Raw genomic sequence first — 25,715 nt, forward strand, 5'->3', positions numbered from 1 at the left:
GCCCCGCGGCGATTACTGCCGCTCAAGCCATTGCAACCATAATTGTGGAGGAGGAAGTGCTATGAAAAAGATCGGTGTGGTGCTTTCGGGCTGCGGAGTGCGCGACGGCAGCGAGATTCACGAGGCGGTTTTTGCCCTCCTGGCAATCGACCGGAACGGGGCCGAGGCGGTCTGCATGGCGCCCAATGCCGATTTTCCCGAGACCAATCATCTGACCATGCAGGAAACCGGGAACAAGCGCAACGCGCTGGTTGAGGCCGCCCGCATTGCCCGTGGCAATATCCGTGATATCAGCGAGGTACAAGCGGCTGACCTGGACGCCGTAGTCCTCCCCGGCGGATTCGGGGCGGTGAAAAACCTGTGCGATTTTGCCGTCAAGGGGGCCGGCGCCACGGTCCACCCCGAGGTGGCCCGCCTGCTCCGGGAGATGGTGACGGCCGGTAAGCCGATCGGTGCCATCTGCATTGCCCCGGCCGTTGTGGCGATGGTGCTGGGCAAGGATAAGGCGCCGACCCTGACCATCGGCAATGATGCGGGCACGGCGGCTGAAATCGAAAAGACCGGCGCCCGGCATCAGGAGTGTCCGGTCACCGAATTCGTCGTGGACCGCACGAACAAGATCGTGTCCACCCCGGCCTACATGCTGGCGCACCGTATCTCGGAGACGTACGAAGGGATCGACAAATGCGTGAAGGAAGTAATTGCATTGCTATGACGATATGATATGGTCTCCCCCTTTGTAAAAATCTGTCGACTCTCTGCTCGACCATACGCAAAGAAGGCACGGGGTCATCTCCGTGCCTTCTTTGCGGTCCAGAAATGGAAGAAGGAAAAGGAACGATGAAATTGGCCCTGTTCATCCTGTTTGCCCTGGTCACCGCTTTTACGTACTGGTTGCGTCACATCAATCTGCGCCATCTGAAACAATACGGCTCGGCCGTGCCCGAGGAGTTCGCGGGGAGTATCGACGAAGACAAGCTGCGTTCAAGTACCGCCTACACACTCGACAGCAGCCGGCTCGGACTGTGGGAGTCGCTGTTCGACAATGGGCTTTTGATCCTGTTCCTGTTCGGCGGCCTGATTGTGGTATATGACCGGTTTGTCATGGGGCTTTGCGGGGGCGTCATCACCTCGGCCATCCTCTATTTTCTTCTCCTCACCTGGATACAGACCCTGCTGGGCATTCCGTTCGATCTGTACGGCACGTTTCGCATCGAGAGCCGTTACGGCTTCAACACGACTACGCCGAAGCTATGGCTTATGGATTTTTTCAAATCCCAGGCCATCGGCGCCCTTCTGCTGACCCTCCTGGTTGCCGTGGCCTTCTGGCTGATCCAGTGGAGCCCCCACCGCTGGTGGATTTGGGTGTGGGCCTTTATGGCGCTGTTCAGCCTGTTCATGATGTTTATCTCCCCCTATGTGATTGAACCGCTTTTCAATAAGTTCGAGCCGGTTACCGAGGAGGGGTTGGAGGAGGATATCCGCGTCATGATGGGGAAGGCGGGACTTACGGTGGGGCGGGTGATGCAGATGGACGCCTCCCGGCGCAGCAAGCATTCCAACGCCTACTTTACCGGCATCGGCAAGGTCAAGCGCATCGTGCTGTTCGATACCCTCATCGAGCAGATGACCCACGGCGAGATCGTGGCGGTGCTGGCCCACGAAATCGGCCACTGGAAGAAGGGGCATATCTGGAAACGGCTGGTGACGGCGGAACTCATGGCCTTTGGCGGGGCCTGGATCAGTTTCAAACTGCTCACCTGGCCCGCCCTGCCCGGCCTCCTGGGGTTTGGGGGAGACCTCTCCCTTCCGTCCCGGATGGTCATCTTAGGCTTTATCGGCTCATTGGTGCTGTTCCCCGCGACACCGTTTTCGGCGTGGCGCTCCCGTTGCCACGAACGGGAGGCGGACCGCTTCGCCACCGACCTGACCGGCCGCCCCCAGGATCTGGCCTCGGCCCTGGTTAAGCTGTCGGTCGAGAACCTCTCCAATCTGTTCCCCCATCCCTGGTATGCCGCTTTCTATTATTCCCATCCGCCAGCCGTGGAGAGGGTCCGGGCGCTGCTGAATGCAATCTCTGGCACCGGCAACGGGGACCGGTCCCCCTGACCCTCTGGGCTTTGTCGCTGCGGTTGGTGCCACTGTTTTTGTTGTGTGCAAAAAAATCTTGACAGAGAAGACGCGCGCTCCTATTCTGAATGAGTGATCATTCAGAATAGGAGAAAAAATGTCCTGCAAGCGCGACGACATTTTTAATGCAGCACGTAAACTTATCGCCGAGTGCGGCTTCCATGGGGCTTCGGTTTCCCTGATCGCCGACCGGGCCGGGGTCGGCGCCGGTACGATCTATCTCTACTTCAAGAGCAAGGATATCCTCATCAACGAGCTTTACCGGGATATCGAGAAGCGGGTATCGGCCTTCATCCTCAAGGGCTATCCGGAAACAGGACCGATCAGGGAGCGGTTTATCCATCTCGGGACGCGTCTCATCACCTACTTCATCGCCAACCCCCTCGATTTCCGCTATGGGGAGCAATTTTACAACTCCCCGTACGGCACGGCCTTTCGCAGGGATAGAATCATGGGTGAGCCGGGCAAGCGCACGGTGTATAACGACCTGTTCGAACAGGGCGTTGCCCAGCAGGTCTTGAAGGATCTGCCGTTTTTTGTCATCGATTCCCTGGCGTTTGGCCCGCTGCTCGCGGTGATGCGGGACCATATCCTCGGGTTCATCACCCTGGATAAACCTCTCATAGAGGAGGTCGTTGCCGCAAGTTGGGATTCCGTACGGCGATAACCGCATAACGACGGAGCGGTTTCGGATACGGCTTTTTTTAAAACCTTTTTTTGAATGAGTGTTCATTCTAAACGAATTCTAACGTGATTCCAATAGGGTTGCCACTCATGACGTAACCATTTAGATGCCACCGTTGTCTCTCGTTATCAGTACATAACAACACGATTCGCCTCAACGCTGTGGTTGAGCCGGAAATTATTCAATTTAGAGGTGTTCCATGCAAAACAATGTAAGAATCATGCTGATTACCCTCATGGGGGTTTTTGTTGGCGGGCTGCTGCTGACGGGCTGCGGGAAAAAGCAGGTAGCAGCACCGAAGGCCGGCCCCCCCGAAGTGGGGGTGGTGGTTATTCAGCCGCAGCGCGTGGCCCTGACGACGGAATTGCCGGGGCGTACCTCGCCCCACCTGATTGCCGAAGTCCGCCCCCAGGTCAACGGGATCATCCAGAAGCGGATTTTCACCGAAGGAAGCGATGTCAAGGCTGGGCAGGTGCTTTACCAGATTGACCCGGCGACCTATCAGGCGACCTACGCCAGCGCCAAGGCTGCCCTTGCCAAGTCTGAAGCCAGTCTGGCGAGCGTCCGGCTGAAGGCGGGACGCTATAAGGAGCTGGTAAAGATCAAGGCGGTCAGCCAGCAGGATTACGATGACGCCTACGCCGCGCTCAAACAGGGCGAGGCCGATGTGGCCTCCTCCAAAGCCGCGGTGGAAACCGCTCGCATCAATCTGGCCTATACCAAGGTAACGGCTCCCATCTCCGGGCGGATCGGCCGTTCGGCCGTGACCGACGGGGCGTTGGTGACCGCAAGCCAGACTACGGCCCTGGCCACCATCCAGCAGCTGAGCTCCATGTATGTGGATGTCACCCAGTCCAGCGCCGAACTGCTGCGCCTGAAACAGAGCCTGGCCAGCGGGCTGCTGAAAAGCAACGCGGCAACCCAGGCCCGGGTCAAGCTGATGATGGAGGACGGCAGCGCCTATCCGTTGCCGGGCTCCCTGAAATTTTCCGAGGTTACCGTGAATCAGAGCACCGGCTCCGTTACCCTGCGGGCGGTCTTCCCGAACCCGAAACAGGCCCTGTTGCCCGGCATGTTCGTCCGTGCCATTCTTGAGGAGGGGATAAACGAGAACGCCATCCTGGTCCCGCAACGCGGCGTGAGCCGCAACCAGAAGGGCGAAGCCACGGTTATGGTGGTCGGGGCAGAGGAGAAGGTGGAACCGCGAGTCATCAAGGTTGCCCGGACCGTCGGAGAGAACTGGCTGGTCAGCGACGGCCTCAAGGCGGGTGACCGCGTGATTCTGGAAGGGCTGCAGAAGGCGCGCCCGGGAACGCCGGTCAAGGCCGTTCCCTTCGGCAGCACGCCTGCCGCGACTCCCGCTGGAGCAACCCAGCCCGCCGCAGCAAAAAAATAAAGGAGATCCTCCATGCCTCGTTTTTTCATCAATCGCCCGATCTTTGCCTGGGTGATCGCTATCATGATCATGCTGGCGGGTCTTCTGGCAATCAAGACATTGCCGGTCTCCCAGTATCCGCCGATTGCGCCGCCCCAGATCACCATCAACGCTGTCTATCCGGGGGCCTCGGCCCAGACGGTGCAGGATACGGTTACCCAGGTCGTCGAACAGAAACTTAACGGTATCGACAACCTGATTTATATGGCGTCCACCAGCGATTCCGCCGGGGCTGTGGCCATCAACCTGACCTTCAAGGCCGGCACCGACCCGAACATCGCCCAGGTCCAGGTACAGAACAAGCTGCAACTGGCCACCCCACTTTTGCCCCAGGTTGTGCAGAAACAGGGGATTTCGGTGGTCAAGTCCACAAAGAACTACCTGATACTTGTTGGTCTCGTCTCGGAAGACGGCTCCATGGACCGCTACAGCCTGACCGACTACCTGGTGGCCAACGTGCAGGATATCGTCAGCCGGCTCGAAGGGGTGGGCGAGCTGCAGGTGTTCGGTTCCCAGAACGCCATGCGCATCTGGCTGAATCCGACCAAGCTGAACAACTACAAGCTGACTTCCACTGATGTGAGTAATGCGGTCACGGCCCAGAACGCCCAAGTCTCAGCAGGTCAGTTCGGCGGCACCCCCGCTATGCAGGGACAGCAATTAAACGCCACCATCACAGCCCGGACCCTGCTCCAGACGCCGGAGCAGTTCGGGGAGATCATCCTGCGTACCAACAGCGACGGCTCCACGGTCAAGCTGAAGGATGTGGCCGAGTGCAAGATCGGTACGGAAAGCTATGATATCAACGGTTTCTACAAAGGGAAATCGGTGGGTATGATGGCCATCAGGTTGGCCGCCGGTGCCAATGCGCTGGATACCGCCACCAGGATCAAGGCAAAGATGACGGAATTGTCCAAGTTCTTCCCTGCCGGCGTCAAGGTGGTCTACCCTTATGACACCACCCCCTTTGTCAAGATCTCCATCGAAGAGGTGGTCAAGACCTTGTTTGAGGCGGTCTTCCTGGTCTTTATCATCATGTTCGTGTTCCTGCAGAACATCCGGGCGACGCTGATCCCCACCATCGCGGTGCCGGTGGTGCTCTTGGGCACCTTCGGGGTCTTGTCGGCCTGCGGGTTCTCCATCAACACCCTCACCATGTTCGCCCTGGTCATTGTCATCGGCCTCCTGGTTGACGACGCCATCGTCGTGGTCGAGAACGTGGAACGCATCATGAGCGAAGAGGGGTTACCTCCAAAGGAGGCGACCATCAAGTCCATGGGGCAGATTACCGGCGCCCTCTGGGGGATCGTCACCGTGTTGACGGCGGTCTTTACACCCATGGCCTTTTTCGGCGGTTCCACCGGCGTCATCTACCGCCAGTTTTCCATTACCATCGTCTCCGCCATGATCCTCTCGGTAGTACTGGCCATGACCCTCACTCCGGCCCTCTGCGCCACCCTGCTCAAGCCGGTGGCGAAGGGGCATGTCCCTGGTGAATCGGGCTGGTTCAAGAGGCCCTTTCATCTGTTCAACGACTGGTTTGACCGCCGCAGGAAACAGTACGAGGGGATTGTCGGCCGCTCCTTCGGCAAGCCGCTACGCTATCTGGTGGTGTACGGTGCCATCGTCGCGTGCATGGCGGTCCTCTTCCTGCGCCTGCCAACCGCGTTTCTGCCGGATGAGGACCAGGGGTTCATCATCTGCCAGATCCAGTTGCCGGCAGGGGCTACGGAGGAACGGACCATCCAGGTCATACGACAGCTGGAAAAGCACTTCAACGAGCAGGAACAAAAGACCGTGGAATCGGTGGTTACAGTGGCGGGTATCAGCTTTGCCGGTCGCGGTCAGAATATGGGACTTGCCTTTGTGAAGCTCAAGGACTGGAAGCTTCGCCAGTCCCCTGACCTGAAGGCGCCTGCTATTGCCGCGCGAGCCATGGGGGCTTTCTCCAAGATCAAGGACGGCCTGGTTTTTGCCATTTCACCCCCTGCGGTAATTGAACTGGGGCAGGCCAACGGTTTTGACTTCATGCTTCAGGATCGTAGCGGAGTTGGCCACGAAAAGCTGATGGAAGCCCGTAACCAGCTTTTGGGCATGGCCGCGAAGAATCCGAAACTGATGGCGGTGCGCCCCAACGGCCAGGACGATTCTCCCCAGTTCAAACTGGATATCGATGACGTGAGGGCCGGGGCCCAAGGGGTTGCCCTGGCGGATGTCAACAGCGTTCTGGCCACTGCCTGGGGTAGTTCCTACGTGAACGACTTCCTTGAAAACGGACGGGTCAAGAAGGTCTATCTCCAGTCCGATGCCAAGTACCGCATGGTGCCGGAGGATATCAACACCTGGTACGTCACCAATAAAAACGGTGACATGGTGCCGTTCTCGTCCTTTGCCACCGCCCGCTGGCAGTACGGCTCGCCACGTCTGGAACGCTATAACGGTCTTTCCTCCGTGGAGATTCAGGGGCAGGCTGCAACCGGGGTGAGTACGGGTGAAGCCATGGCCGAGATGGAGAAGATGGCCGCCCAATTGCCCCCGGGGATCGGGTATGAGTGGACCGGTCTCTCCTACGAGGAGAAACAGGCGGGTGCCCAGGCACCGGCGCTCTACGCCATCTCGCTGATCGTGGTGTTCCTCAGCGTGGCGGCGCTGTATGAGAGCTGGACCATCCCGTTCGTCAATATGCTGATGCTGCCGCTTGGCCTGGTGGGTGCGGTTACGGCGGTTACCCTGCGGGTGCTCCCCAACGACATCTACCTCCAGATCGGCCTGCTCACCACCGTGGGGCTTTCAACAAAGAACGCCATCCTGATCATCCAGTTCATCAAGAGCGAGATGCATCAGGGACTCGGCTTGGTCGAGGCCACCCTGGCGGCGGTGAAGATCCGGCTCAGGCCGGTCCTCATGACGTCACTGGCGTTCTTTTTCGGTACCTTACCGCTGGCCCTTACCAAGGGAGCGGGGGCCGGGGCCCAGAACGCCATCGGCACCGCCGTTACCGGTGGTCTTCTTTCGGCAACCTTCATCGACCTGATCTTTATTCCGTTTTTCTTTGTCCTGGTTTCCCGCCTGTTCGGGAAGAAGCAGTACCACCAGCTCCCCCCCGCAGAGCCGGACGTTGCCGCCAAACCTTCGGAGGTGAACTGATATGAAAGATATCAAACGCATAACCACTTCCCTGTGCCTCCCGTTGGGTGTACTCATCTGCCTGGCCGGCTGCTCGACCATGGCGCCCACCTATACGCGCCCCGAATCTCCCGCCCCGACCGCATGGCCGAGCGGTCCGGCTTACAAGAACAGCGCGGCCAAACCGGGTGAGCGGGCGGCTGCCGACATCCCCTGGAAGGATTTCTTCCAGGACGAGAACCTGAGGAAGGTCATCGATCTGGCGCTGGCCAATAACCGCGACCTGCGGGTGGCCACGCTCACCATTGAGAAATACCAGGCCATGTACCAGATCCAGCGGGCCGAACTCTTCCCGACGGTCAACGCCACCGGCAGCGGCACCGTCCAGCGCTACCCGGCAAGCGTTTCGAGTAGCGGGCAAGCCTATATCGCCCGCGCATACAGCGCCAATCTGGGCTTTAGTTCCTATGAACTGGACTTCTTCGGCCGGGTGCGGAGTCTCAAGGATCAGGCCCTGGAGCAGTACCTGGCCACGGAACAGGCGCGGACCAGCAGCCAAATCTCCCTGGTGGCCCAGGTCGCCAGCAGTTACCTCACCCTTGCCGCGGACCGGGAACGCCTGCAACTCGTCACGGATACGCTTGCCAGCCAGCAAGCCTCCTACGACCTGACCAAACGCCGTTACGAGCTGGGGGCATCGTCGGAACTCGACCTGCGCCAGGCCCAGACCAGTGTCGACACGGCACGGGCGGACATGGCAAAATTCACCTCCCAGGTGGCCCAGGATGAGAACGGCCTGACACTGCTGGTCGGTTCCCCGGTCCCGGCGGAGTTGCTCCCGTCCAAGCTCGGCACGACGGCCATGGTGAAGGAGATCGGTCCGGGGCTCCCGTCGGAGGTGCTGCAACGCCGCCCCGACATCCTCCTGGCCGAGAGCCTGCTCAAGGGGGCCAACGCCAATATCGGGGCTGCCCGCGCCGCCTTCTTCCCGCGCATCTCCCTGACCGCCTCCGCCGGCACCAGCAGCAGCCAGCTCGCCAATCTCTTCGCGCCCGGTTCGGCAGCCTGGGCTTTTGCTCCCCAGATCACCCTGCCGATCTTCGATGGCGGGGCAAACCGCGCCAACCTGAACGTGGCGAAGGTGGACCGGCAGATCTACGTGGCCCAGTATGAAAAGGCGATCCAGACCGCCTTCAAAGAGGTGGCCGACGCCCTTGCGGAGCGCGGGACCCTGGGTGACCAGTTGGCGGCCCAGCAGTCGCTGGTCGAGGCTACTACCGTGAGCTACAACCTGTCCGACGCGCGTTACCGCAACGGGGTCGATAGCTACCTGGTTGTGCTGGACTCCCAGCGTTCCCAGTACGCGGCCCAGCAAAATCTGATCACCATCAGCCTTTCGCGGCTGACAAACCTGGTGACGCTCTACAAGGTGCTTGGCGGCGGGGGCATATAGACCGTTGCCACTCTCTACCGCCCATAGCAGGTCGAACTGCGGCCGCAAGTGCGGTGCGGGTGGGGAGCGGACGAACATGCAGCTTAACAAAAGTGTGGTACAAAGAGTAATGTGAAAAAAACGACAGTGTCCGGCAGGCGATTGCAGTGAAGCAATTTGTCATTGCCGGGCACTGTTGCCGTACCAGGGATGGTTGTCATGAAAGATCTCAAGGCCTATTTCTTCCCCCGCCACTATCCGGCGCTGCGCGACATACTGATACTGGTGATCCTGTTCGGCGGGGCCTTCTTTCTCTTCCTCGGCAATGCCGGGTTGATCGAGCCGGACGAGGGGCGTTATGCGGAAATCCCCCGGGAGATGCTGGAGCGAGGCGATTTCGTCACCCCGATGCTCAACTATGTCGCTTATTTCGAAAAGCCTCCCCTGCACTACTGGCTGAACGCCCTTTCGTTCGAGCTTTTCGGGCTCAATGAATTTGCCGCCCGGTTTGCCGGTGCGCTGGCGGGTCTTTTGACCGTGCTGCTGGTCTATCATACCGGCCGCAAACTGTTCGGCAGGCGCGAGGGGCTATTCTCCGCCTTCATCCTGGGCACCTCGACCGGGTTCATCGCCCAGTCCCGCATCAATTTGACCGACATGACGTTGACCCTGTGCCTGTCGGCGGCCCTGTGCTGCTTCATCATCGCCGCCGATGACCAGGAACGGCATAAAGGGCGCTACTACTATGCACTGTACCTCTTCTCGGCCCTGGCCGTGCTCGCCAAGGGGCTGGTCGGGCTGCTCTTCCCCGCAGGCATCATCGTCATCTACCTCGCAACGACCCGGCGCTGGCATCTGCTGAAGGAGATGCGCCTCCCCGGCGGCAGCGCGCTCTTCCTGGCAGTGGCGGCTCCCTGGTTCGTGCTGGTCTCGGCGCGCAATCCGTCATTCGCCTGTTTTTTCTTTATCCACGAACACCTGGAACGTTTCCTCACCACGGTCCATGACCGTTACCAGCCGTTCTGGTTCTTCATCCCCATTCTGCTCCTGACCATGTTTCCCTGGTCGTTATACGGCGTGCGGGCCATTGCGCGGGCCTGGGGCGAACGGCGCAGCCGGAACGGAGAGCGTCTGCTGTTCCTGCTCGTCTGGGCCGCCTTCATCTTCCTCTTCTTTTCCGCGTCCCACTCCAAGCTGATCCCGTATATTCTTCCCGTGTTTCCGCCCCTGGCCCTCCTGACCGGAAAGATGTTCTCCGACCTGATGGACGGGGAGGAACAGCAGCAGGCGTTTGGGCCGGAAAAGGCCCTTCTGGGGGCGCTTTTGGCAGTGATGGCCGTGCTGGCTATTATCTACCCGCACGTGCGGGAGCTTGCCCCGGTTCTGACCGGTTCCGGGCTGGTGCGGCCCGGCGGGTCGCTGGTGACGAAACCGCCCATCCTGTCACCTTTGGGGGGCGTTGTCGTCGCCTGCCTGACATTGTCCATGGCGGCGGCGGTCTGGCTGGCCGGCCGGAAAAGGAACTTGCTGATCCTATTCGCCGGGCTCTGCCTCAGTTCGTACTTTCTGGAGACCATGGGGCTGCAATTGTTCCTTGAGGGGATCGAGTTCAAAAAGTCTTCGAAAGAGCTCGCCCTGCTGGGGCGGCAGGCCACCTCCCATGACGGCTGCCTGGTCTCATTCGGTTACGAACAGTCGTTGCCGTTTTATGCCGGGAAGCGGGTGGTGGTGGTGGGGGGCAGGGGGGAGTTGGAGTTCGGGAGCAGACAGGGGGACCAGACGGCCTGGTTTGTCGAGGAAACGGATTTCTTGCGGCTGTGGCAGGGGGAACGGCCGGTTGCCGCGTTGCTCAAGCGGGCCGACTACGAACGGATTGCCCCCCGGCTCGTCCCCGCACCCTCCGTCCTGGGCACCAAAGGCAAAAAGATGCTGATCTGCAACCGGAGCGCGGCAGGAGGTGCGTTACCGTCGGGTACGCAGAGCGCTTTCGTGAAGCGGCGGTCGGCTGACGAGGAGGGAGCGGCGGGAGACGCTCGTTGAGGCTCCAACCTCCGCACCCGCATCAATCCTTTGTGTACAGCACCGCCACCGCCTTGGCCTTTTCTTCGCCCACGGCAACCCAGCCATGGGGCTGGCTGGAGTCGTAATAGATGCTGTCGCCGGCGCGCAGGCGGATGACCTCGTTGTTGTAGTGGAGATCCAGTTCCCCGGCGACGATGTAGAGAAACTCCTCATCCCCCTCGTGCTTGAAGAAAAGCCGCTCATCCCAGGAACAGGTATCGAACTCCACCAAAAACGGTTCCATGTGCTTGTGGCGCATCCCCTGGGCCAGGGAATGGTAGACATAGGGGCGTGAAACATCGTTGATGATCGGCCGCTGAACCGTTTCGAACTCCGGGAGCGCCTCCCGTTTGGTCATGACGTATCTCTGCCGGTTGCTCTCGTCCTCGAAGAAAAAATGGATGCCGACCTTCAACCCCTTGGCGATCTTGAGCAGCGTTGCCAGAGGGGGAACGACCTGCTCGTTCTCAATCTGGGACAGCAGCGGCTTGGAAAGGGTTGTCAGGTCGGACAGTTCCTGGAGGGTCAACCGCTTCTGCTGACGGAGCCCCCTGATCTTCTGGCCGATGCGGAATTCTTTGATCTGCGCCTTGATGTCGGTCATGTGCCCCTCCGAATGTTTCGGGTGTATGAAATTATTTTTACACAAAATGGATATTGTTTACAATAACATTATTATATCAGGTAGAACGTGCGGCGGTTCCAGTCTGCCGCCCTTGAATTCCGTTGACATCCGACTTATACTTAGTCAATAGTTTTGCCTCAATCCAATGAGGGGAGTGCATACGAGAACCCTATGAAATTTAAAACCTATTCCCATGTACTGCTGTTCGCCGTCATCTGCGCACTGCTGCTCGGCGGCCTGGCGGCCTGCAGCGGCAAGAGCGATTCACCCCTGTTTCTCGAATCGAAACGCAAGGCGGGCGAGGCGGAGGCGCCGGTCAAGGATGTCCCCTCCGACATCCTCTCCACCCAGAAGGCCTTCAGCACGGTGGCCAAGAAGGTTACCCCCTGTGTCGTCAACATATCCACCATCAGCAAGAAGAAGATGGTGCAGCCGTTCTTTGAAATGTCGCCCTTTTTCGAGGACTTTTTCGGAGGGGACGGGCAACCCCAGTACCGCCGCGACAAGAGCCTCGGATCGGGGTTCATCATCAGCAAGGACGGCTACATCGTGACCAATGACCATGTGGTGCGCGATGCCGAGACGGTCCAGGTCAAGCTCTCCAACGACAAAGTCTACGATGCGAAGGTCGTAGGTGGTGACCAGAAGACCGATATAGCCGTGATCAAGATCAACGCCACCGACCTGCCGACCGCGGTGCTGGGCGATTCGGACAAGCTTGAGGTCGGCCAGTGGGCCATCGCCATCGGCAACCCCTTCGGTCTGGACCGGACCATGACGGTCGGCGTCATCTCGGCTACCGGTCGCTCCAACGTGGGCATCGAAACCTACGAGAACTTCATTCAGACCGACGCATCCATCAACCCGGGCAATTCAGGCGGCCCCCTGCTCAACATCTACGGCGAGGTCATCGGTATCAACACCGCCATCGTAGCCGCCGGACAGGGCATCGGTTTTGCCATCCCCGCGAACATGGCCAAACCGATCTTCAGCCAACTCATCCAGAAGGGGAATGTGAGCCGCGGCTGGATGGGGGTGACGATCCAGCCGGTCACCGAAGAATTGGCCAAGTCCTTCGGCCTGAAGCAGACCAAGGGGGCCCTGATCAACGACATCATGAAGGGGAGCCCGGCGGAGAAGGCGGGCGTTCGCCAGGGGGATGTGATCATCGCCTTTAACGGCACCGGCGTGAAGGACCCGTCGCACCTGCAGCGCCTGGTGGGCGAGGCCGGGATCGGCAAGCCGGTCAAGGTAACGGTTTTCCGGGATGGCAAGCCGCTGGAACTGACCATGACCCTGACCAGTTCCGACATGGCGTCGAAACAGCGCCGCGGAGCGGGCAGCGAGCCCCAGGGGCGGGGCGACCAGCTCGGCCTTACGGTGGACGACTCCGAGGAAGGTGACGGCGCGGTGGTCGTCGACGTGGCCCGGGGCGGCACGGCCGCCGAGGCCGGCATGCGGCGCGGCGACGTGATCATCTCCGTCAACCGGATGAGGGTTACCGGCAGCGCCGACTACCAACGCGCCATCCGGCAGGTGCGTCCGGGGAGCACCCTGACCCTCCTGGTGCGGCGCGGCGACGCCAACATCTACTTTGCCTTGCGTCCCAGGTAGCGCTGCTGGTATACTCATCGAGATGTTGCTGCCTTGTTTCTGGAGTTTTGTTCAAATTTGTGCGAGTATGGGCATATAAATTTCGACAGACGGGGAAAAAGCGCTCATGAACATGATTGAGAATCCCGACCAGGCCAAACGGCTGGCGCGGGCCATCATCTCCGATGTGGCCATGTACAACACCGAAAAGGTGGAGAGCGGCATCAAGAACGACAATATCTTCGATGTCCTCCGGGAAGAGTTGGAAGAGGGACGTCAACATTTCTTTTCCCGGGTGTCCCCCGAAGTCGGCCCCGAGGGTATCTTCGACATTGCCGTGGTGGACGTGCTCATCAAGCGGGCCGGTAAGATCGAGTCGAACATCTGGTAGGCTCGCGGCCACGGCAGCGGTTCTTTTCCGGAGGCGCTCCCCTGCACAGGGGATGCGCCTCTGCTTTTTTGATACCCATGGAGTTTAAACGCTTATGAACCAGACGATTTTCATCTGTCCGCCGGACACGGAGCCCCAGCGGCTCGACCTCTACATCTGCCGGGAGTTAGGAGGGGAAACTCGCTCCACGGTCCAGCGCCTGATCGAGGCGGGCAATGTGCTGGTTGACGGCAAGACGGCTCGTGCATCCCTGAAAATCAAGGGAGGGGAGCGCATTCAGGTGGAGATACCGCCGCCCCAGCCCGCCGAGCCGCAGCCCGAGGCAATCCCGCTGGAGGTGCTCTATGAGGATGCCGACCTGATCGTCATCAACAAGGCGGCAGGGATGGTGGTGCATCCGGGGGCGGGCAACAGCTCCGGGACCCTGGTAAACGCCCTGCTGGCCCATTGCCGCGACCTGTCGGGCATCGGCGGCGAACTGCGCCCCGGCATCGTCCATCGTCTGGACAAGGATACCTCGGGGGTGCTGGTGGCGGCCAAGAACGACCGCGCCCACCAGTCGCTGTCGAACCAGTTCAGCGTGCATTCCGTCAAGCGCATCTACCAGGCCCTGATCTACGGGAGCCCAAAGGAAGATACGGGCAAGATCGAAGGGATTATCGGCCGCCATCCCACCGAGCGGGTACGTCTGTCGGGCAAGGCCAAGAGCGGCAGGCATGCGGTAACGCGCTGGCGGGTGAAAGAGCGTTACGCCCGCGTGTCCCTGGTGGAGTTGCGCCTGGAGACCGGACGCACCCACCAGATCAGGGTGCACCTCTCCGAGGCCGGCTTTCCCCTCCTGGGGGATCCGCTGTACCCCGACGGCGGACGCTTCAACAACCTCGCCGATACGCAACTCCGCAAATTGATCACGGCCTTGGGACGGCAGGCGCTGCACGCCCACACGCTGGGGTTCATCCATCCCGTCACGGGCGAGTTTCTGGAGTTTACCACCGAACCGCCCGAGGACATGGCGGCCGTGATCGACTATCTCCGGAAGAGTATCGCCTAAAGGCCGCTCCCTTCTGGGAGGCGGGCCCGCATCCCCATTCTGTCGGTTCCGCGTGACGCCGTTTTCTGTGACGCACGGCTGTGTCCTTGTATCCCCCACCGTTGTTCCCGGGCCTTTCCGCCCCGGGGTGCCCCTTTCCCTGAAAAACGGCGACAACCATTCATGCCTGAAAATAGACCGTTCGGATGCCGTATTCGGCCATTCGGCATATTTTTATTATGGGAACGCCCCGGCCGGATTAAATTGTGCCACGCATACGTGGCGAATATCAGGAGGATTTCATGACGGTAGCAAAAAAACTTTTGTTTCTCATGGTTGGCAGTTTGGCGGTACTGGTTTTTGTCGCGGCGCTTTCCTGGTCAACGGCCGGTTTCATAGAGGGAAGCTACGATGAGATGTTTCGCAGCGATTATCGCCAAGTCCAGCTCTCCACGGATTCGTTGGACCGCATGGGTATGGCGATGCGGGCGTACAAAAACTATCTGATCCGCGGCAACGCCAAGCATGTGGGGGAATTTCGGAAGGAAACCGGGGCCATCGAGGACAACCTCAAGGAGTTTATCAAGCTTTCGGATGAAGATGACCGAAAGGCGGCGGAGCAGGCGCTCCAGCTTCTTGCCGGCTACCGGGCCAGCATGGATAAGCTGGTCGGCCTCCGGGAGGCCAACACCAATGCCACCGAGGTTGACACCCAGTTGGGACATGGCTTCGACATGGAGGTGCGAAAGGCGCTGGTCACTTTGGCGGAAACCAATAAAAAGGCCATGGAGACGACGCGTGAGACGGTTCGAGCGCGGGCGCAACAGCGGGTTTATGTACAGATGGCGTGTGCGTTTGGCGCTGCCGTTGTGCTGCTGGTATTCAGCACGTTGCTGGGCCGGGGGATCAGGAAGAGCATCGCCGATTTTTCGGCAGCCATAGACCGTGTTGCCGATAACGACCTTACGGTACAGGTAAATGTGGAAAATCGAGACGAGTTCGGCCAGATGGGTATCCGGTTGAACGCCATGCTCGACAGTCTGCGCAGGATCATCCAGTCTATGAACGAGAGCGCCCTACAGGTTTCCGCCGCCTCGTCCCAGCTCTCGGCAAGTTCGGTGCGGATCGCCACGGGCGCCGAAGAGGTTGCAGCGCAGGCCAATGCCGTGGCGACCGCCAGCGAGGAGATGGCCGCCACCAGCGGCGAGATTGCCCAAAACTGCGGGCGCGTGGCGGATGGCGCCCGCCAGGCGAGCGACTCTGCGCGTGATGGCGCCGAGGTCGTCGAGTCGACCATCACCGGCATGAGTCGTATCAGCGACAAGGTCTCCGAGTCGGCACGCACGGTGGAGGCGCTGGGGAAACGTTCCGATCAGATAGGTGCAATCGTCAGTACTATCGAGGATATCGCCGATCAGACCAATCTACTGGCGCTGAATGCCGCTATCGAGGCCGCTCGCGCCGGGGAGCAGGGGCGCGGTTTTGCGGTTGTGGCCGACGAGGTGCGGGCGCTTGCCGAACGCACCACCAAGGCCACCCGTGAGATCGGGGAGATGATCAAGGCCATCCAGGCGGAAACCCGGGGTGCCGTGGCCATAATGGAAGAGGGAGTGCATGAGGTCGAGCGGGGAAGTGAGGGAGCGGGACGTTCCGGTCAGGCCTTGCTGGATATTCTCGGCAAGGTCAGCGAGGTCGCCATGGAGGTCAATCAGATTGCCACGGCGGCGGAACAACAGACGGCCACTACCCACGAGATCACCAGCAATATCCAGCAAATGAGTCAGGTGGTGGATGACACCGCCCATGGCGCCCAGGAGTCGGCCCAGGCAGCCTCCGATCTCGCCCGCCTGGCTGCAACACTGCAGGAAGAGGTAAGAAGATTCCGCCTTGCATAGACGTGTGTAGCAAAAAGGCCCGCTAAAAGCGGGCCTTTTTGTCGGTCATCCTTTCAATCCGTCCAGCTTTTCGGTGATCACCCGCAAGTGCTCCACCTCCTCGTTTCTGAGGGTCTCCAGCATCGCCCTGCCGTCCGGGTCGCCGGTCTTGGCGATCAGTTCCTCATAATAGACCATGCCGCGCTTCTCGATTTTCTGGGCGATCTTCAGGGCCTCGGTGTCGTCGGTGTCGAAACTGACCTGCTGCTCATCGCTGCCGGTCGGCTCGAGCTCGAAGCTGGAGCCGCCGTAAAATACCCAGCGGCCGCCCTCGTGCAGGGAGTGGTACAGCTCGGTCAGCTTCATGTAGTGCTCTTCCTCGGTTTTGGCCAACCACTTGAAGATACGCTTTCCGGCAGGGTTGAAGGTCTTGTGTTCGGCCTTCACGTACAGGTCGAAGGTCTCTTTTTCAAGCTCGATGGCGCGCATGATGGCGTCGAGCATCTCCTTGCTTTGGGTCATGAGTTTGCCTCCTTTGTCGTCGTGTGTTCGCGGGCATCCCCTCAAGGGGAGGGGCGGTACAGCAATTCCTCCAGCCGCAGTAGTTGTTCGATGTTCTGGCTGAGATAGACCGGGCAGCCCCGCTGCTCGGGCAGCCGCAGGTCCACATCGTAGCGGTCTCCGACGAAAAGCGCCTCGGCGGGAGCCAGGCCGAGCCGGTTCAGCACGTGGTCCAGTATCATTTCGTGCGGTTTGGCGAGCCATTGGTCGTCAATGGCGAAGACCTGCCGGAAAAAGCCGTTCAGCCCCAGGTATCCGGTGATGCGAGCCGTCAGGGCGCGGTTGTTGTTGGTAAAGAGTGCGAGTTCAAAACGCCGGGACAGGCGTTCCAATAGGGCGATGACCCGTTCATCCCGCACCAGATAGGCTTCGGGCCGCAGCCGGGTCTCGAAAAGCGCGTGCAGGTCCCTGATGCTGCCGCCCAATTCGGTGCAGACCGCCGAGAGGGTCGGGGTAATGTCATGTACCTCGGAAAGCCATGAGCGGGTGGCGGCCATGAGCGAGTGGGCCTCGTCGTCGCTAACCCCCTTGAGGGATGCAATATAGCCGATAGCCGCATCCTGGATGGTCGCCGCAAACGGGTCCGACACATACAGGGTGCCGTCCAGATCGAAGATGATGCCGCGGATGGCGGAAAGGGAGCATTCCGGCATTCAGCCCCCTATCCGGCGCTGGCAGAGCAGGCGGGGACTCTCGACCCCTCTGGCCTGGATCAGGACCCGGAAGGTATCGCCCATGCCCCCCTCGGGCATGATCAGCTTCTTCAAGGCCAATCGCACCTTGAGCTTCTCCTTTTCGGACGCCGTCGAGCGTTCGGACTCCTCGATCTCCTCCACGATGCCGGCCGAGAGCAGGAAACGGCACTGTTCGCCGAACCAGACCGGTTCCAGCCCCAATTCCTCTCCCCGGCGCATCAGGCTGGTGAAGTCCACGTGGGAGGTGATATCCTGGCGTCCCAGGCGGATATAGGGATCATCCTCCACCTGGTGGCGATAATAGCAGAGGAGTGTCCCCTGCTTGCGCTGGGGCGCATAGAGCTCCTCCGCCGGGTAGCCGTAGTCGATGGTCAGGACGAAACCGCGCTGCAACGACCGGGCGGCCGCGGCCAGCCACTCCGGGGCGGCCAGGTTGACCTCGGCCTGTTGGCCGGGCAGGAGCGTTACCTTGATGCGTTCCAGATAGGCGGCGATGGCGGGCGTGGACAGTGCTCCCATCTCTTCGGCGAATCCGTCGTCCCTGAGGGTAACGTAGATCTCCCGCAACCCCTCTGGTGTCATCACCACCCGGTGCACCGGCAGGGCGTCGATCAGTTCGTTGGAGTAGAGACAACCGCTGAAGCTGAAACCGTCCGTCCCGAAGATCTCTGGCGGGAGCCAACGAAGCCGCTCCCGGTGGCGGGCCAGAAGCTCGGCCTGGGCGGCCTGCAGGGAAGGCTCCCGCTCCACCAGCACCAGGTCCAGGCCGGCGTACATCTCCGGCTTCCGCTCGGCCAGATAGTCCATGATGTCGCACGCCAGGCGGCCGTTGCCGGCGCCGCACTCCACCAGGGTGAACGTGGCGGGCGAGCCGAGGCAGTGCCACATCTGGGCGGTCTCCCGGGCGATGACCCGGCCGAAGGCGGCATGCACCGAGATACTGGTGTAGAAGTCACCCTCTGCGCCCACCTTGCGTCCCGGCGAGGTGTAATACCCCAGCCCCGGTTCGTACAGGCAGGCCTCCATGAAGGAGGCAAAGGTGATCCTTCCCGCCGCTGCGATACGTTTGATCAGTATGTCGTGAAGCTGGGTGTCGTCCGTCATCGGTTCCGGCCTTATGCCTCAAAATTATTGTTTCGGCGGCTAACTATCTGAATTGTAGGGGCGGCGCTTGCTTCGCCCAATCGGGGCGCCACAAGCAGCGCCCCTACATGCGGGGTTTGAATGTTTAACCACAGGAGCAATAAAAGCCATCTAGGTTATAATTCACGCAACAGGCAAAGTCAAACAGGCCGTTTGTCGGCCTTCTCGGGTTTTTTCTCCTTGCTGCGATAGTACTGGCGCATCTCGCGCACCTGGCGTTTTACCTCCCGCCGCAACTCGGGCGGGTCGAGCACCTCGGCGTGCATGCCGTAGGAGAGTATCCAGGATACCAGTTCCATCTCCCCGGCGGCCTCGAACTCGAGCGTCAGCCGGCCCTCCTTGTCGGTCCTCATCTTTTGGTCCGGCATCCAGATGCGCTCCTTTACGGCATGGGCGACATCCGGCGAGAAGCGTACCCTGACCTTCATGGGGGTATCGCTGACCAGGCCGAAGGCGCTTTTGAAATGGGCTTCAGGCTGATACCCCTCGGGGATCTCGAACCGTTGCCGGGTTACCTCGATCCCGCGAATCCGCTCCAGGGCGAACAGGCGCATGGCCTTGCGGTTGTGGGCATACCCCAGCAGGTAGATGCCCCCCTTGTGGAAGACCAGGGTATAGGGGTCGGTTTCGTACTCCTCATGTTCGTCCCGCCCCTTTTTGGCATAGCTCAAGCGGACCCGGTACTGGTGCAGCAGGGCGCGTTGCAACCCCTCGAAATAACCGGCCGCGGCGGAGTAGTCCCGGGCTCCGTGGAGGATCGGCAGGGAGACCCGCGCGATCCGTTCCAGGTGGGCCGCGTAGCGGTCGGGCAGGACCGAGGTAATGATGCGGAACAACTCCTCGATCTCAGCCTGGAAGGGGGTGCCTGCCAGGTAGACGCCCAGGGAGCGCAGCAGGTAGAGGGACATCAACTGGGGGAGGGTGAAGGTGATGGGGGGGATGTTGCGGGATTTGGTCAGAAAGCTGTAGACCTTTTTCCCGTCCTGCCACTCGGAGGTGAGGGTGTAGCCGGCCTCCTCCACGGCGTTCAGATCGCGGTGAATGGTACGCCGATCAACGTCGCACTCCTCCGCCAGGTCATCCAGGGTCATGCCCCGCCGGGCCTCAAACAGCCGGATAATGCTGTGCAGTCGGCCCGCCTGGGAATACTTTTTGGCCGGTTTTCCTTTCTGCATGCTTCCCCCTTGCCGAATTCTGAATTATCGCTACAATGTGATCACGGATACGGTACCGGAACGGGAGAATATTGTAAACGATTGAGCCATTTTGACAATACATTTCTGACATATACTGTCATGGTGCGCGATTGGCTCAATCAGCCGGGGTACACGGCTCTTTTCGCCCTGAGCTTCCTGGCCTCGACCCTGGTGCCGTTGGGTTCGGAGTGGCTGCTGGTGCTGATGCTCGTCAAGGGGTACGAGCCGCTGACGACGGTGGCAACGGCCACTGCCGGCAACTACCTGGGGGCGGTGACGACCTGGCTGATCGGCATGTACGGCGGACGCTGGCTGATCGAAAAGGTCCTGCGCATCTCGCAGGAGCAGGAGGAACGCGCCCGCAGCCGCTACCGCCGGTACGGTGCCTTTTCCCTGCTCTTCTCTTGGTTGCCGGTGATCGGTGATCCGCTCTGCATGGTGGGGGGGATGATGCGCATCAACTTCGGGCTCTTTTCGGTCCTGGTGGCGTCGGGGAAACTGCTGCGCTACGCTGTGACCGCCTGGATAACCTTGCGGATAGCCGGCTGACGGGAACTCCTGGGGACCTCATGGCCTTTCCGGGGATCATCGTGGCCGCCATGATGACCTTCTCGGTCCGCGGTTCCGATATCTACGCCCGTTTATGGCGGCGACGTGCGCACGGTCATGGCCAATGCCGACAAAGCCATGTATATCGGCATGCGCACCCGCAAGAGCCGTCTGACCGTTTTCAACGGCACGGTGTATGAAAATTCCTTCGGGAAACACGACAAGGGACAAGCGCCCCCATGACCGAAAGCCTTCAACTGAGCAGCCTGGACCGGCATTTTGCCGATTTTATCCACCGCATCGACCCCCATCCCTGCGAAGAGCTCTGGCTGGCGGCGGCCCTGGTGAGCAACGCAACCTGTCGGGGGCACATCTGCCTCGACCCGACTGCGTTACGCGGAACCGAGATCGTGTCGCAGCACGCTTCGGACCGTCAATGGCGGATATCTGATCCCTCCCACTGGCTGGAGGCGCTCGAATCGTGCGTGACGGTCGGCCGGGCGGGCGACTATGCACCCTTGGTGCTGGATGGCGGCCGCCTCTATCTGCACCGCAGTTTGGATTACGAATGCCAGGTGGCCGATGGCATCCTGCTGCGCAGCGTGGCGCAAACGGTGGACGACAGGTTCCTGTCTGACGCCCTGGAACGCTATTTTCCCTCCGCAAGCGACGGTGAGCCCGATCAGCAGCGGGAAGCCGCCCGGTTGGCCCTGACCCGGGGGGTCGCCGTGGTATCAGGCGGCCCCGGCACCGGCAAGACCGCCACCGTGGCCCGGATTCTGGCCCTGGTCGCCGAACTGGCCCACGAACCGCTGCGCATCGTCCTGGCGACCCCCACCGGCAAGGCCGCCATGCGCCTGAAGCGCTCCATCATGCAGGCAACGGAGCAACTGCCGCTCCCTGAGAGCCTTCGGCAGATGCTGCCGACGGAGGTGGTCACCATCCATCGCCTGCTGGGCGCCGTGCCGGGAAAGGCCTCCTATCGCCACAACCGCGAAAACCGCCTGGAGTGCTCCGTGTTGGTGGTGGACGAAGCCTCCATGGTCGATCTGCCGCTCATGGCCCGGTTACTGGAGGCGTTACCCGACAGCGCCCGTCTGGTCCTGTTGGGCGACCGGGATCAGCTCGCCTCGGTGGAAGCCGGCGCCGTGCTGGCCGACATCTGTTCGGGGTCGGCCGCTTCTGGCGTCGGGGAGCCGGACCGTCCCGCGGTGGTCCAGTTGTCCAGAAGTTACCGTTTCGGCCGCGACAGCGGCATCGGCAACCTGAGCCGCCTGGTCAATGCCGGTGACGGCGCGGCGGCCCTGGACCTGCTCGTGTCCGGGAAGTACAGCGATGTGGTCTGGCGTCCCCTGCCCGCCGGCCCCGCCTTCGGCCAGGCCTTCAGAGAACGCGTACAGTTCGGCTACGCCGCCTACAGCCGCGCCGCGACCCCCGGGGCGGCTCTGGACGAACTGGACCGCTTCCGGGTCCTCGCCCCCCACCGTGAAGGGGCCTGGGGGGTGGAAAGCCTGAACCGGCTCTGCAGGGATGCGTTGGGGCTGCATGGCCGGGATGACCGCCTGATGCCGGTCATGGTCACGGGCAACAATTATGAGTTGGGGCTGTTCAATGGCGACACCGGCGTCATGATGGACGACCCGGCTTCCGGCGGTTTGGCCGCCTGGTTCAATGACCCGGACGGGACGCTCCGCCGTCTTTCTCCCCTGCGTCTGCCGCCCCATGAAAGCGCGTTCGCCCTGACCGTCCACAAGAGCCAGGGCTCGGAGTTCGACAGGGTGCTCCTGATCCTGCCGGAGCGTGTTTCGGAAGCACTGAGCCGCGAGCTGCTCTATACCGCGGTTACGCGGGCCAGGTCCCATGTGGAGATCTGGGGAACCGAAGAGGTCTTTCTCCGCACGGTGGAGCGGCGTACCGTCAGGAGTTCGGGACTTCGGGAACGGTTGTGGGGCGAAAGCCGGCCCCGGTAACGGTTTGCGCGGCTGTCGGGCGGCACGGCCGTGCCGCTATGCTGGCCGCTTGGTATCATCCCGCGTAGGCCGTCCTCTGATTGGACGGACCGGCGCGGGGCTCGGGAGGGCGCCATGAGGATATTCATCGCAGGTGGAACCGGTTTTGTCGGTGAACATGTATCCCGTGAACTGCTCCGGCAGGGGCACCAACTGCGCCTGCTGGTACATCGGCGCGGCGCGCCCCCAGAGGGGGTAGAACAGGTGGAGGGGGACGTTACCCGTCCGGAGGGCTTTGGGCAAGCCGTTGCCGGGTGCGACGCCGTGATGAATCTGGTGGGCATCATCCGTGAGTTCCCCGGCAGGGGGGTGACCTTCGAACGGCTGCACGTGCAGGCTACGGCCAACATGCTGGCCGTAGCCAAACAGGCCGGCATCCGGCGCTATGTGCAGATGTCGGCCCTGGGGACGAGGCCGAATGCCGTCTCATCGTACCACAGGACCAAGTTCCGGGCCGAGGAGTTGGTGCGTAACAGCGGCCTCGACTGGACCATCCTGCGCCCCTCCCTGATCTTCGGGCCAAAGGACGCCTTCGTCGGCATGCTTGCCCGCCAGATGCGCCTGGCGCCGGTGGCGCCGGTCATCGGCAGCGGGGCGTATCGTCTCCAGCCGATCCATGCCGACGACGTGGCCCGCTGCTTCGCCCTGGCCCTGGAGATGCCCGCGACCATCGGCCAGTGTTATGAGTTGTGCGGCAACGACCGCCTGAGGTATGTGGACCTGCTGGATGCGGTTGCCGCTGCCCTGGGCAAACCGGCGCCGTTCAAGCCCCGCCTCCCCCTGGGGTTGATGAAGCTGGCCATTCCGGCCCTGCAGGGCATTCCCCAATTCCCCATCACCATGGACCAGTTGCAGATGCTGGTGGAGGAGAATATCTGCGACGGCCGCTGGAAGCAGACCTTTGGCTTCGAGCCCAAGGGGTTCAAGGAGGGGATCGGCGAATATCTCACCACATAGTCCCCCTCGGAAGAGCGGTAAACAGCGGTTTTGCCCTGGGCTTGACACGGCGATTGTTTTATTGTATAAAACAACGTACGGAGAATTCACTATGACAGGACGCCCAACCATATATATACTTGCCGCCGGGATCGCGCTGCTGCTGACGTGTGCCGTTGCCACGCCTGCCGTCGCCGCCGGGGCGGAGCCGGCCAAGCTGGAGGAGGTGCTCGAGGGGCTCATCCTGAAGAGCAGCCCGCTGGAGCCGATGGAAGGGTTCGCCTCCTACTACGCCAAACGCTTCGAGGGACGCAGGACCACGTCGGGGCACCGCTATCACCCCGACAAGCTGACCGCTGCCCATGAAAGCCTGCCCCTTGGCACCGTGGTGCGGGTCGTCAACCCGGCCACCCACCAGGAGGTGCATGTTACGATCACCGACCGTTGCGCCAGAAAGGCCTTCCACTTCATCGACCTGTCCCGCGCGGCGGCCAAGAAGATCGGTTTGTGGGGCAAGGGCAGGATCAAGGTCGTGATCATCCCCCTGTTGCAGGAAAAACTGGAAAAGCCCACCTAACGCCAACATCCCCATTTCCACCATTGTTGCACTCTTCCGCAGGCTGCCGGGTCGATGAAATCGTTTTGACAAAGCCGTGGCGACATGGTACGCTGATACTCCTTTTATAGCTGGAAAACGCCGCGTTCTGCAGCTCCTCGTTTGCAGGCGGATATGATAGCCGGGCCCCACGCAACGGTACGCCGTGAACTCCGCCAGGTCCGGAAGGAAGCAACGGCAGCGGCTTCCCCGTGTGCCGTGGGTAAGCCCGGCTATCATATCCGCCTGCAAGCAGGTTGTGAAGGCGTTGCATCCCTTGATCGGCTTGCAGTGAGAGCTGTCCCGCCGGCACTGCACGCGGTTTCACGACCTCCGAACGCAGCCCTTGTGAGGTAACGCCCCTTTGTCCTACGTTGTTCTCGCCCGTAAATATCGCCCCCAGACCTTCTCAGAGCTGACCGGCCAGGAGCATGTCAGCCGTACGCTGCAAAACGCCATCGATACCGGTCGGGTAGCCCATGCCTTCCTGTTCACCGGCGCCCGGGGCGTCGGCAAGACCAGCTCGGCCCGCATCCTGGCCAAGGCGCTCAACTGCGAGCAGGGGCTGACCACCGAGCCGTGCAACGCCTGCCCGATCTGCAAGGAGATCACCGACGGCACCTCCACCGACGTCTTCGAGATCGACGGCGCCTCCAATACGGGCGTGGACGATGTGCGCGACCTGCGCGACAACATCAAGTATCTCCCCTCCCATAGCCGGTACAAGATATTCATCATCGACGAAGTCCACATGCTCTCCACCAGCGCCTTCAACGCCCTGCTGAAGACCCTGGAGGAGCCGCCGGCCCATGTAAAGTTCATCTTTGCCACCACCGAGCCCCATAAGGTCCCGGTCACCATCCTCTCCCGCTGCCAGCGTTTCGATTTCAAACGCATCCTTCTGCCGAAGCTGATCGAGCGTCTGCGCTTCATCGCCGGCGAGGAAGGCATCTCCATCAGCGATGCCGCCCTGGCCATGATCGCCCGCAAAGGCGACGGCAGCATGCGCGACTCCCTGTCGGTTTTCGATCAGGTGCTGGCCTTCTGCGGCAACAGCGTGAGCGACGAGGACGTGGCCACCATGATCGGGGCCGTGGATCGCCGCCTGCTGGCCGAGATTTCCGCTGCGGTCTTTGCCGGCGACACCCAGGGGGTGCTGGCCGGCGTGAAACGGGTAGATGGGGTCGGTTACAATATGCGCCAGTTCTGCCAGGAGTTGATCGACCACTTCCGCAATCTCCTGGTGATCCGCTCGGTGAAGAGCCCCGAGGAGATCCTCGACCTTGCCGAGGCGGAGCTGGAAGAGCTGCGCCGTCAGGCGGGGGGCTTTTCCGCCCAGGAGATCCAGCGCCGCCTGACCCTCCTCTTAAAGGCGGAAACGGAGATGGCGTACGCCACCTTCCCCCGCCTGATCCTGGAGATCGCGCTGCTCAAGGCGGCCACCCTCGTGCCGGTCATCCCGATCCAGGAGTTGTTGGAGAAGATCAAGGGACTTGAAACCGGAGCGGTCCATACCCCTGCGCTCCCCTGGGACGCCGGCCGGCCGGCCGCTCCAGCGGCCACCGCCGCCGCTGCACCGGCGCACCGCCCGGCGCCGCCCCGTGACGAGCCGGCGCCGCAACCGGCCGGCGCCGCCCAACAGCCGCCGG

The 25,715-nt window shown here is 61.3% G+C and carries 22 protein-coding genes and 1 other RNA gene; 18 read left to right on the forward strand and 5 right to left on the reverse strand.

Going from position 1 to position 25,715, the window contains the following annotated elements:
- Positions 1 to 61 precede the first annotated feature (61 nt).
- From elbB to F6V25_RS13375, 7 genes are all read left to right on the forward strand, one after another.
- Positions 62 to 715, forward strand: coding sequence for an isoprenoid biosynthesis glyoxalase ElbB (elbB, locus tag F6V25_RS13345; protein ID WP_151129041.1), 654 nt, complete (start codon positions 62 to 64; stop codon positions 713 to 715).
- Positions 716 to 840: 125 nt separating this feature from the next.
- Positions 841 to 2,109: a M48 family metallopeptidase gene (locus F6V25_RS13350; protein WP_151129042.1), complete on the forward strand. Its 1,269-nt coding sequence runs from the start codon at positions 841 to 843 to the stop codon at positions 2,107 to 2,109.
- Positions 2,110 to 2,227: 118 nt separating this feature from the next.
- Positions 2,228 to 2,797, forward strand: coding sequence for a TetR/AcrR family transcriptional regulator (locus F6V25_RS13355; RefSeq protein WP_151129043.1), 570 nt, complete (start codon positions 2,228 to 2,230; stop codon positions 2,795 to 2,797).
- Between the two features lie 217 nt (positions 2,798 to 3,014).
- The gene (locus F6V25_RS13360; protein WP_151129044.1) at positions 3,015 to 4,211 is read left to right on the forward strand and encodes an efflux RND transporter periplasmic adaptor subunit; all 1,197 of its coding nucleotides are present in this window, start codon (positions 3,015 to 3,017) and stop codon (positions 4,209 to 4,211) included.
- 12 nt (positions 4,212 to 4,223) lie between these two features.
- Positions 4,224 to 7,397 (forward strand): efflux RND transporter permease subunit, encoded by a 3,174-nt coding sequence (locus tag F6V25_RS13365; RefSeq protein WP_151129045.1) that lies wholly within the window; start codon positions 4,224 to 4,226, stop codon positions 7,395 to 7,397.
- A 1-nt stretch (position 7,398) separates the two neighbouring features.
- Positions 7,399 to 8,829 (forward strand): AdeC/AdeK/OprM family multidrug efflux complex outer membrane factor, encoded by a 1,431-nt coding sequence (gene adeC / locus F6V25_RS13370; protein WP_151129046.1) that lies wholly within the window; start codon positions 7,399 to 7,401, stop codon positions 8,827 to 8,829.
- A 198-nt stretch (positions 8,830 to 9,027) separates the two neighbouring features.
- Entirely contained in the window at positions 9,028 to 10,848 is a 1,821-nt protein-coding gene (locus F6V25_RS13375) for a glycosyltransferase family 39 protein (protein ID WP_151129047.1), read from the forward strand.
- 22 nt (positions 10,849 to 10,870) lie between these two features.
- On the opposite strand, the gene F6V25_RS13380 is transcribed toward F6V25_RS13375, so the two are convergent.
- Complete coding sequence (locus tag F6V25_RS13380; protein ID WP_151129048.1) at positions 10,871 to 11,473, reverse strand: helix-turn-helix domain-containing protein; 603 nt, start codon at positions 11,471 to 11,473, stop codon at positions 10,871 to 10,873.
- Positions 11,474 to 11,665: 192 nt separating this feature from the next.
- Here F6V25_RS13380 and F6V25_RS13385 point away from each other — a divergent pair, with 192 nt between their 5' ends.
- The 4 genes from F6V25_RS13385 (at position 11,666) to F6V25_RS13400 (ending at position 16,403) form a co-directional block, all read left to right on the forward strand.
- The gene (locus F6V25_RS13385; RefSeq protein ID WP_151129049.1) at positions 11,666 to 13,108 is read left to right on the forward strand and encodes a DegQ family serine endoprotease; all 1,443 of its coding nucleotides are present in this window, start codon (positions 11,666 to 11,668) and stop codon (positions 13,106 to 13,108) included.
- A gap of 106 nt (positions 13,109 to 13,214) precedes the next feature.
- Entirely contained in the window at positions 13,215 to 13,478 is a 264-nt protein-coding gene (locus F6V25_RS13390) for a hypothetical protein (RefSeq protein ID WP_149307647.1), read from the forward strand.
- Positions 13,479 to 13,572: 94 nt separating this feature from the next.
- Positions 13,573 to 14,529 (forward strand): RluA family pseudouridine synthase, encoded by a 957-nt coding sequence (locus tag F6V25_RS13395; protein WP_151129050.1) that lies wholly within the window; start codon positions 13,573 to 13,575, stop codon positions 14,527 to 14,529.
- A 281-nt stretch (positions 14,530 to 14,810) separates the two neighbouring features.
- Positions 14,811 to 16,403: a methyl-accepting chemotaxis protein gene (locus tag F6V25_RS13400; protein WP_151129051.1), complete on the forward strand. Its 1,593-nt coding sequence runs from the start codon at positions 14,811 to 14,813 to the stop codon at positions 16,401 to 16,403.
- 45 nt (positions 16,404 to 16,448) lie between these two features.
- Here the strand turns inward: F6V25_RS13400 and F6V25_RS17030 are convergent, their stop codons facing one another.
- The 4 genes from F6V25_RS17030 to F6V25_RS13415 form a co-directional block, all read right to left on the reverse strand.
- Entirely contained in the window at positions 16,449 to 16,904 is a 456-nt protein-coding gene (locus tag F6V25_RS17030; protein WP_191966192.1) for a ferritin family protein, read from the reverse strand.
- A gap of 41 nt (positions 16,905 to 16,945) precedes the next feature.
- Complete coding sequence (locus tag F6V25_RS17035) at positions 16,946 to 17,596, reverse strand: HAD family hydrolase (RefSeq protein WP_191966193.1); 651 nt, start codon at positions 17,594 to 17,596, stop codon at positions 16,946 to 16,948.
- Positions 17,597 to 18,742 carry a class I SAM-dependent methyltransferase gene (locus tag F6V25_RS13410; RefSeq protein ID WP_151129052.1) on the reverse strand — a complete coding sequence of 382 codons (1,146 nt, stop codon included), beginning with the start codon at positions 18,740 to 18,742 and terminating at the stop codon, positions 17,597 to 17,599.
- Between the two features lie 179 nt (positions 18,743 to 18,921).
- On the reverse strand, positions 18,922 to 19,956 hold the full coding sequence (locus F6V25_RS13415) for a helix-turn-helix transcriptional regulator (RefSeq protein WP_151129053.1): 1,035 nt from the start codon (positions 19,954 to 19,956) through the stop codon (positions 18,922 to 18,924).
- Positions 19,957 to 20,076: 120 nt separating this feature from the next.
- Between F6V25_RS13415 and F6V25_RS13420 the strand changes: the two genes are divergently transcribed.
- The 7 genes from F6V25_RS13420 to dnaX all read left to right on the forward strand — a co-directional run.
- Positions 20,077 to 20,526: a YqaA family protein gene (locus tag F6V25_RS13420; RefSeq protein WP_151129054.1), complete on the forward strand. Its 450-nt coding sequence runs from the start codon at positions 20,077 to 20,079 to the stop codon at positions 20,524 to 20,526.
- A gap of 105 nt (positions 20,527 to 20,631) precedes the next feature.
- Positions 20,632 to 20,769 (forward strand): hypothetical protein, encoded by a 138-nt coding sequence (locus tag F6V25_RS17040; RefSeq protein ID WP_191966194.1) that lies wholly within the window; start codon positions 20,632 to 20,634, stop codon positions 20,767 to 20,769.
- Entirely contained in the window at positions 20,766 to 22,496 is a 1,731-nt protein-coding gene (recD, locus tag F6V25_RS13425) for an exodeoxyribonuclease V subunit alpha (protein ID WP_151129055.1), read from the forward strand. Before F6V25_RS17040 ends, recD begins: the two co-directional genes overlap by 4 nt.
- Before the next feature lie 114 nt (positions 22,497 to 22,610).
- A complete protein-coding gene (locus F6V25_RS13430; RefSeq protein WP_151129056.1) occupies positions 22,611 to 23,492 on the forward strand; it encodes a complex I NDUFA9 subunit family protein in 882 nt (293 codons plus the stop codon).
- Between the two features lie 91 nt (positions 23,493 to 23,583).
- Complete coding sequence (locus F6V25_RS13435) at positions 23,584 to 24,048, forward strand: septal ring lytic transglycosylase RlpA family protein (RefSeq protein WP_151129057.1); 465 nt, start codon at positions 23,584 to 23,586, stop codon at positions 24,046 to 24,048.
- 158 nt (positions 24,049 to 24,206) lie between these two features.
- An RNA gene (gene ffs, locus F6V25_RS13440) (signal recognition particle sRNA small type) lies at positions 24,207 to 24,304 on the forward strand.
- 126 nt (positions 24,305 to 24,430) lie between these two features.
- Positions 24,431 to 25,715 (forward strand): DNA polymerase III subunit gamma/tau (gene dnaX / locus F6V25_RS13445; RefSeq protein ID WP_151129058.1); only part of this gene is annotated, 1,285 nt, incomplete at its 3' end.

The sequence above is a fragment of the Oryzomonas japonica genome (assembly GCF_008802365.1).
GTDB lineage: Bacteria > Desulfobacterota > Desulfuromonadia > Geobacterales > Pseudopelobacteraceae > Oryzomonas > Oryzomonas japonica.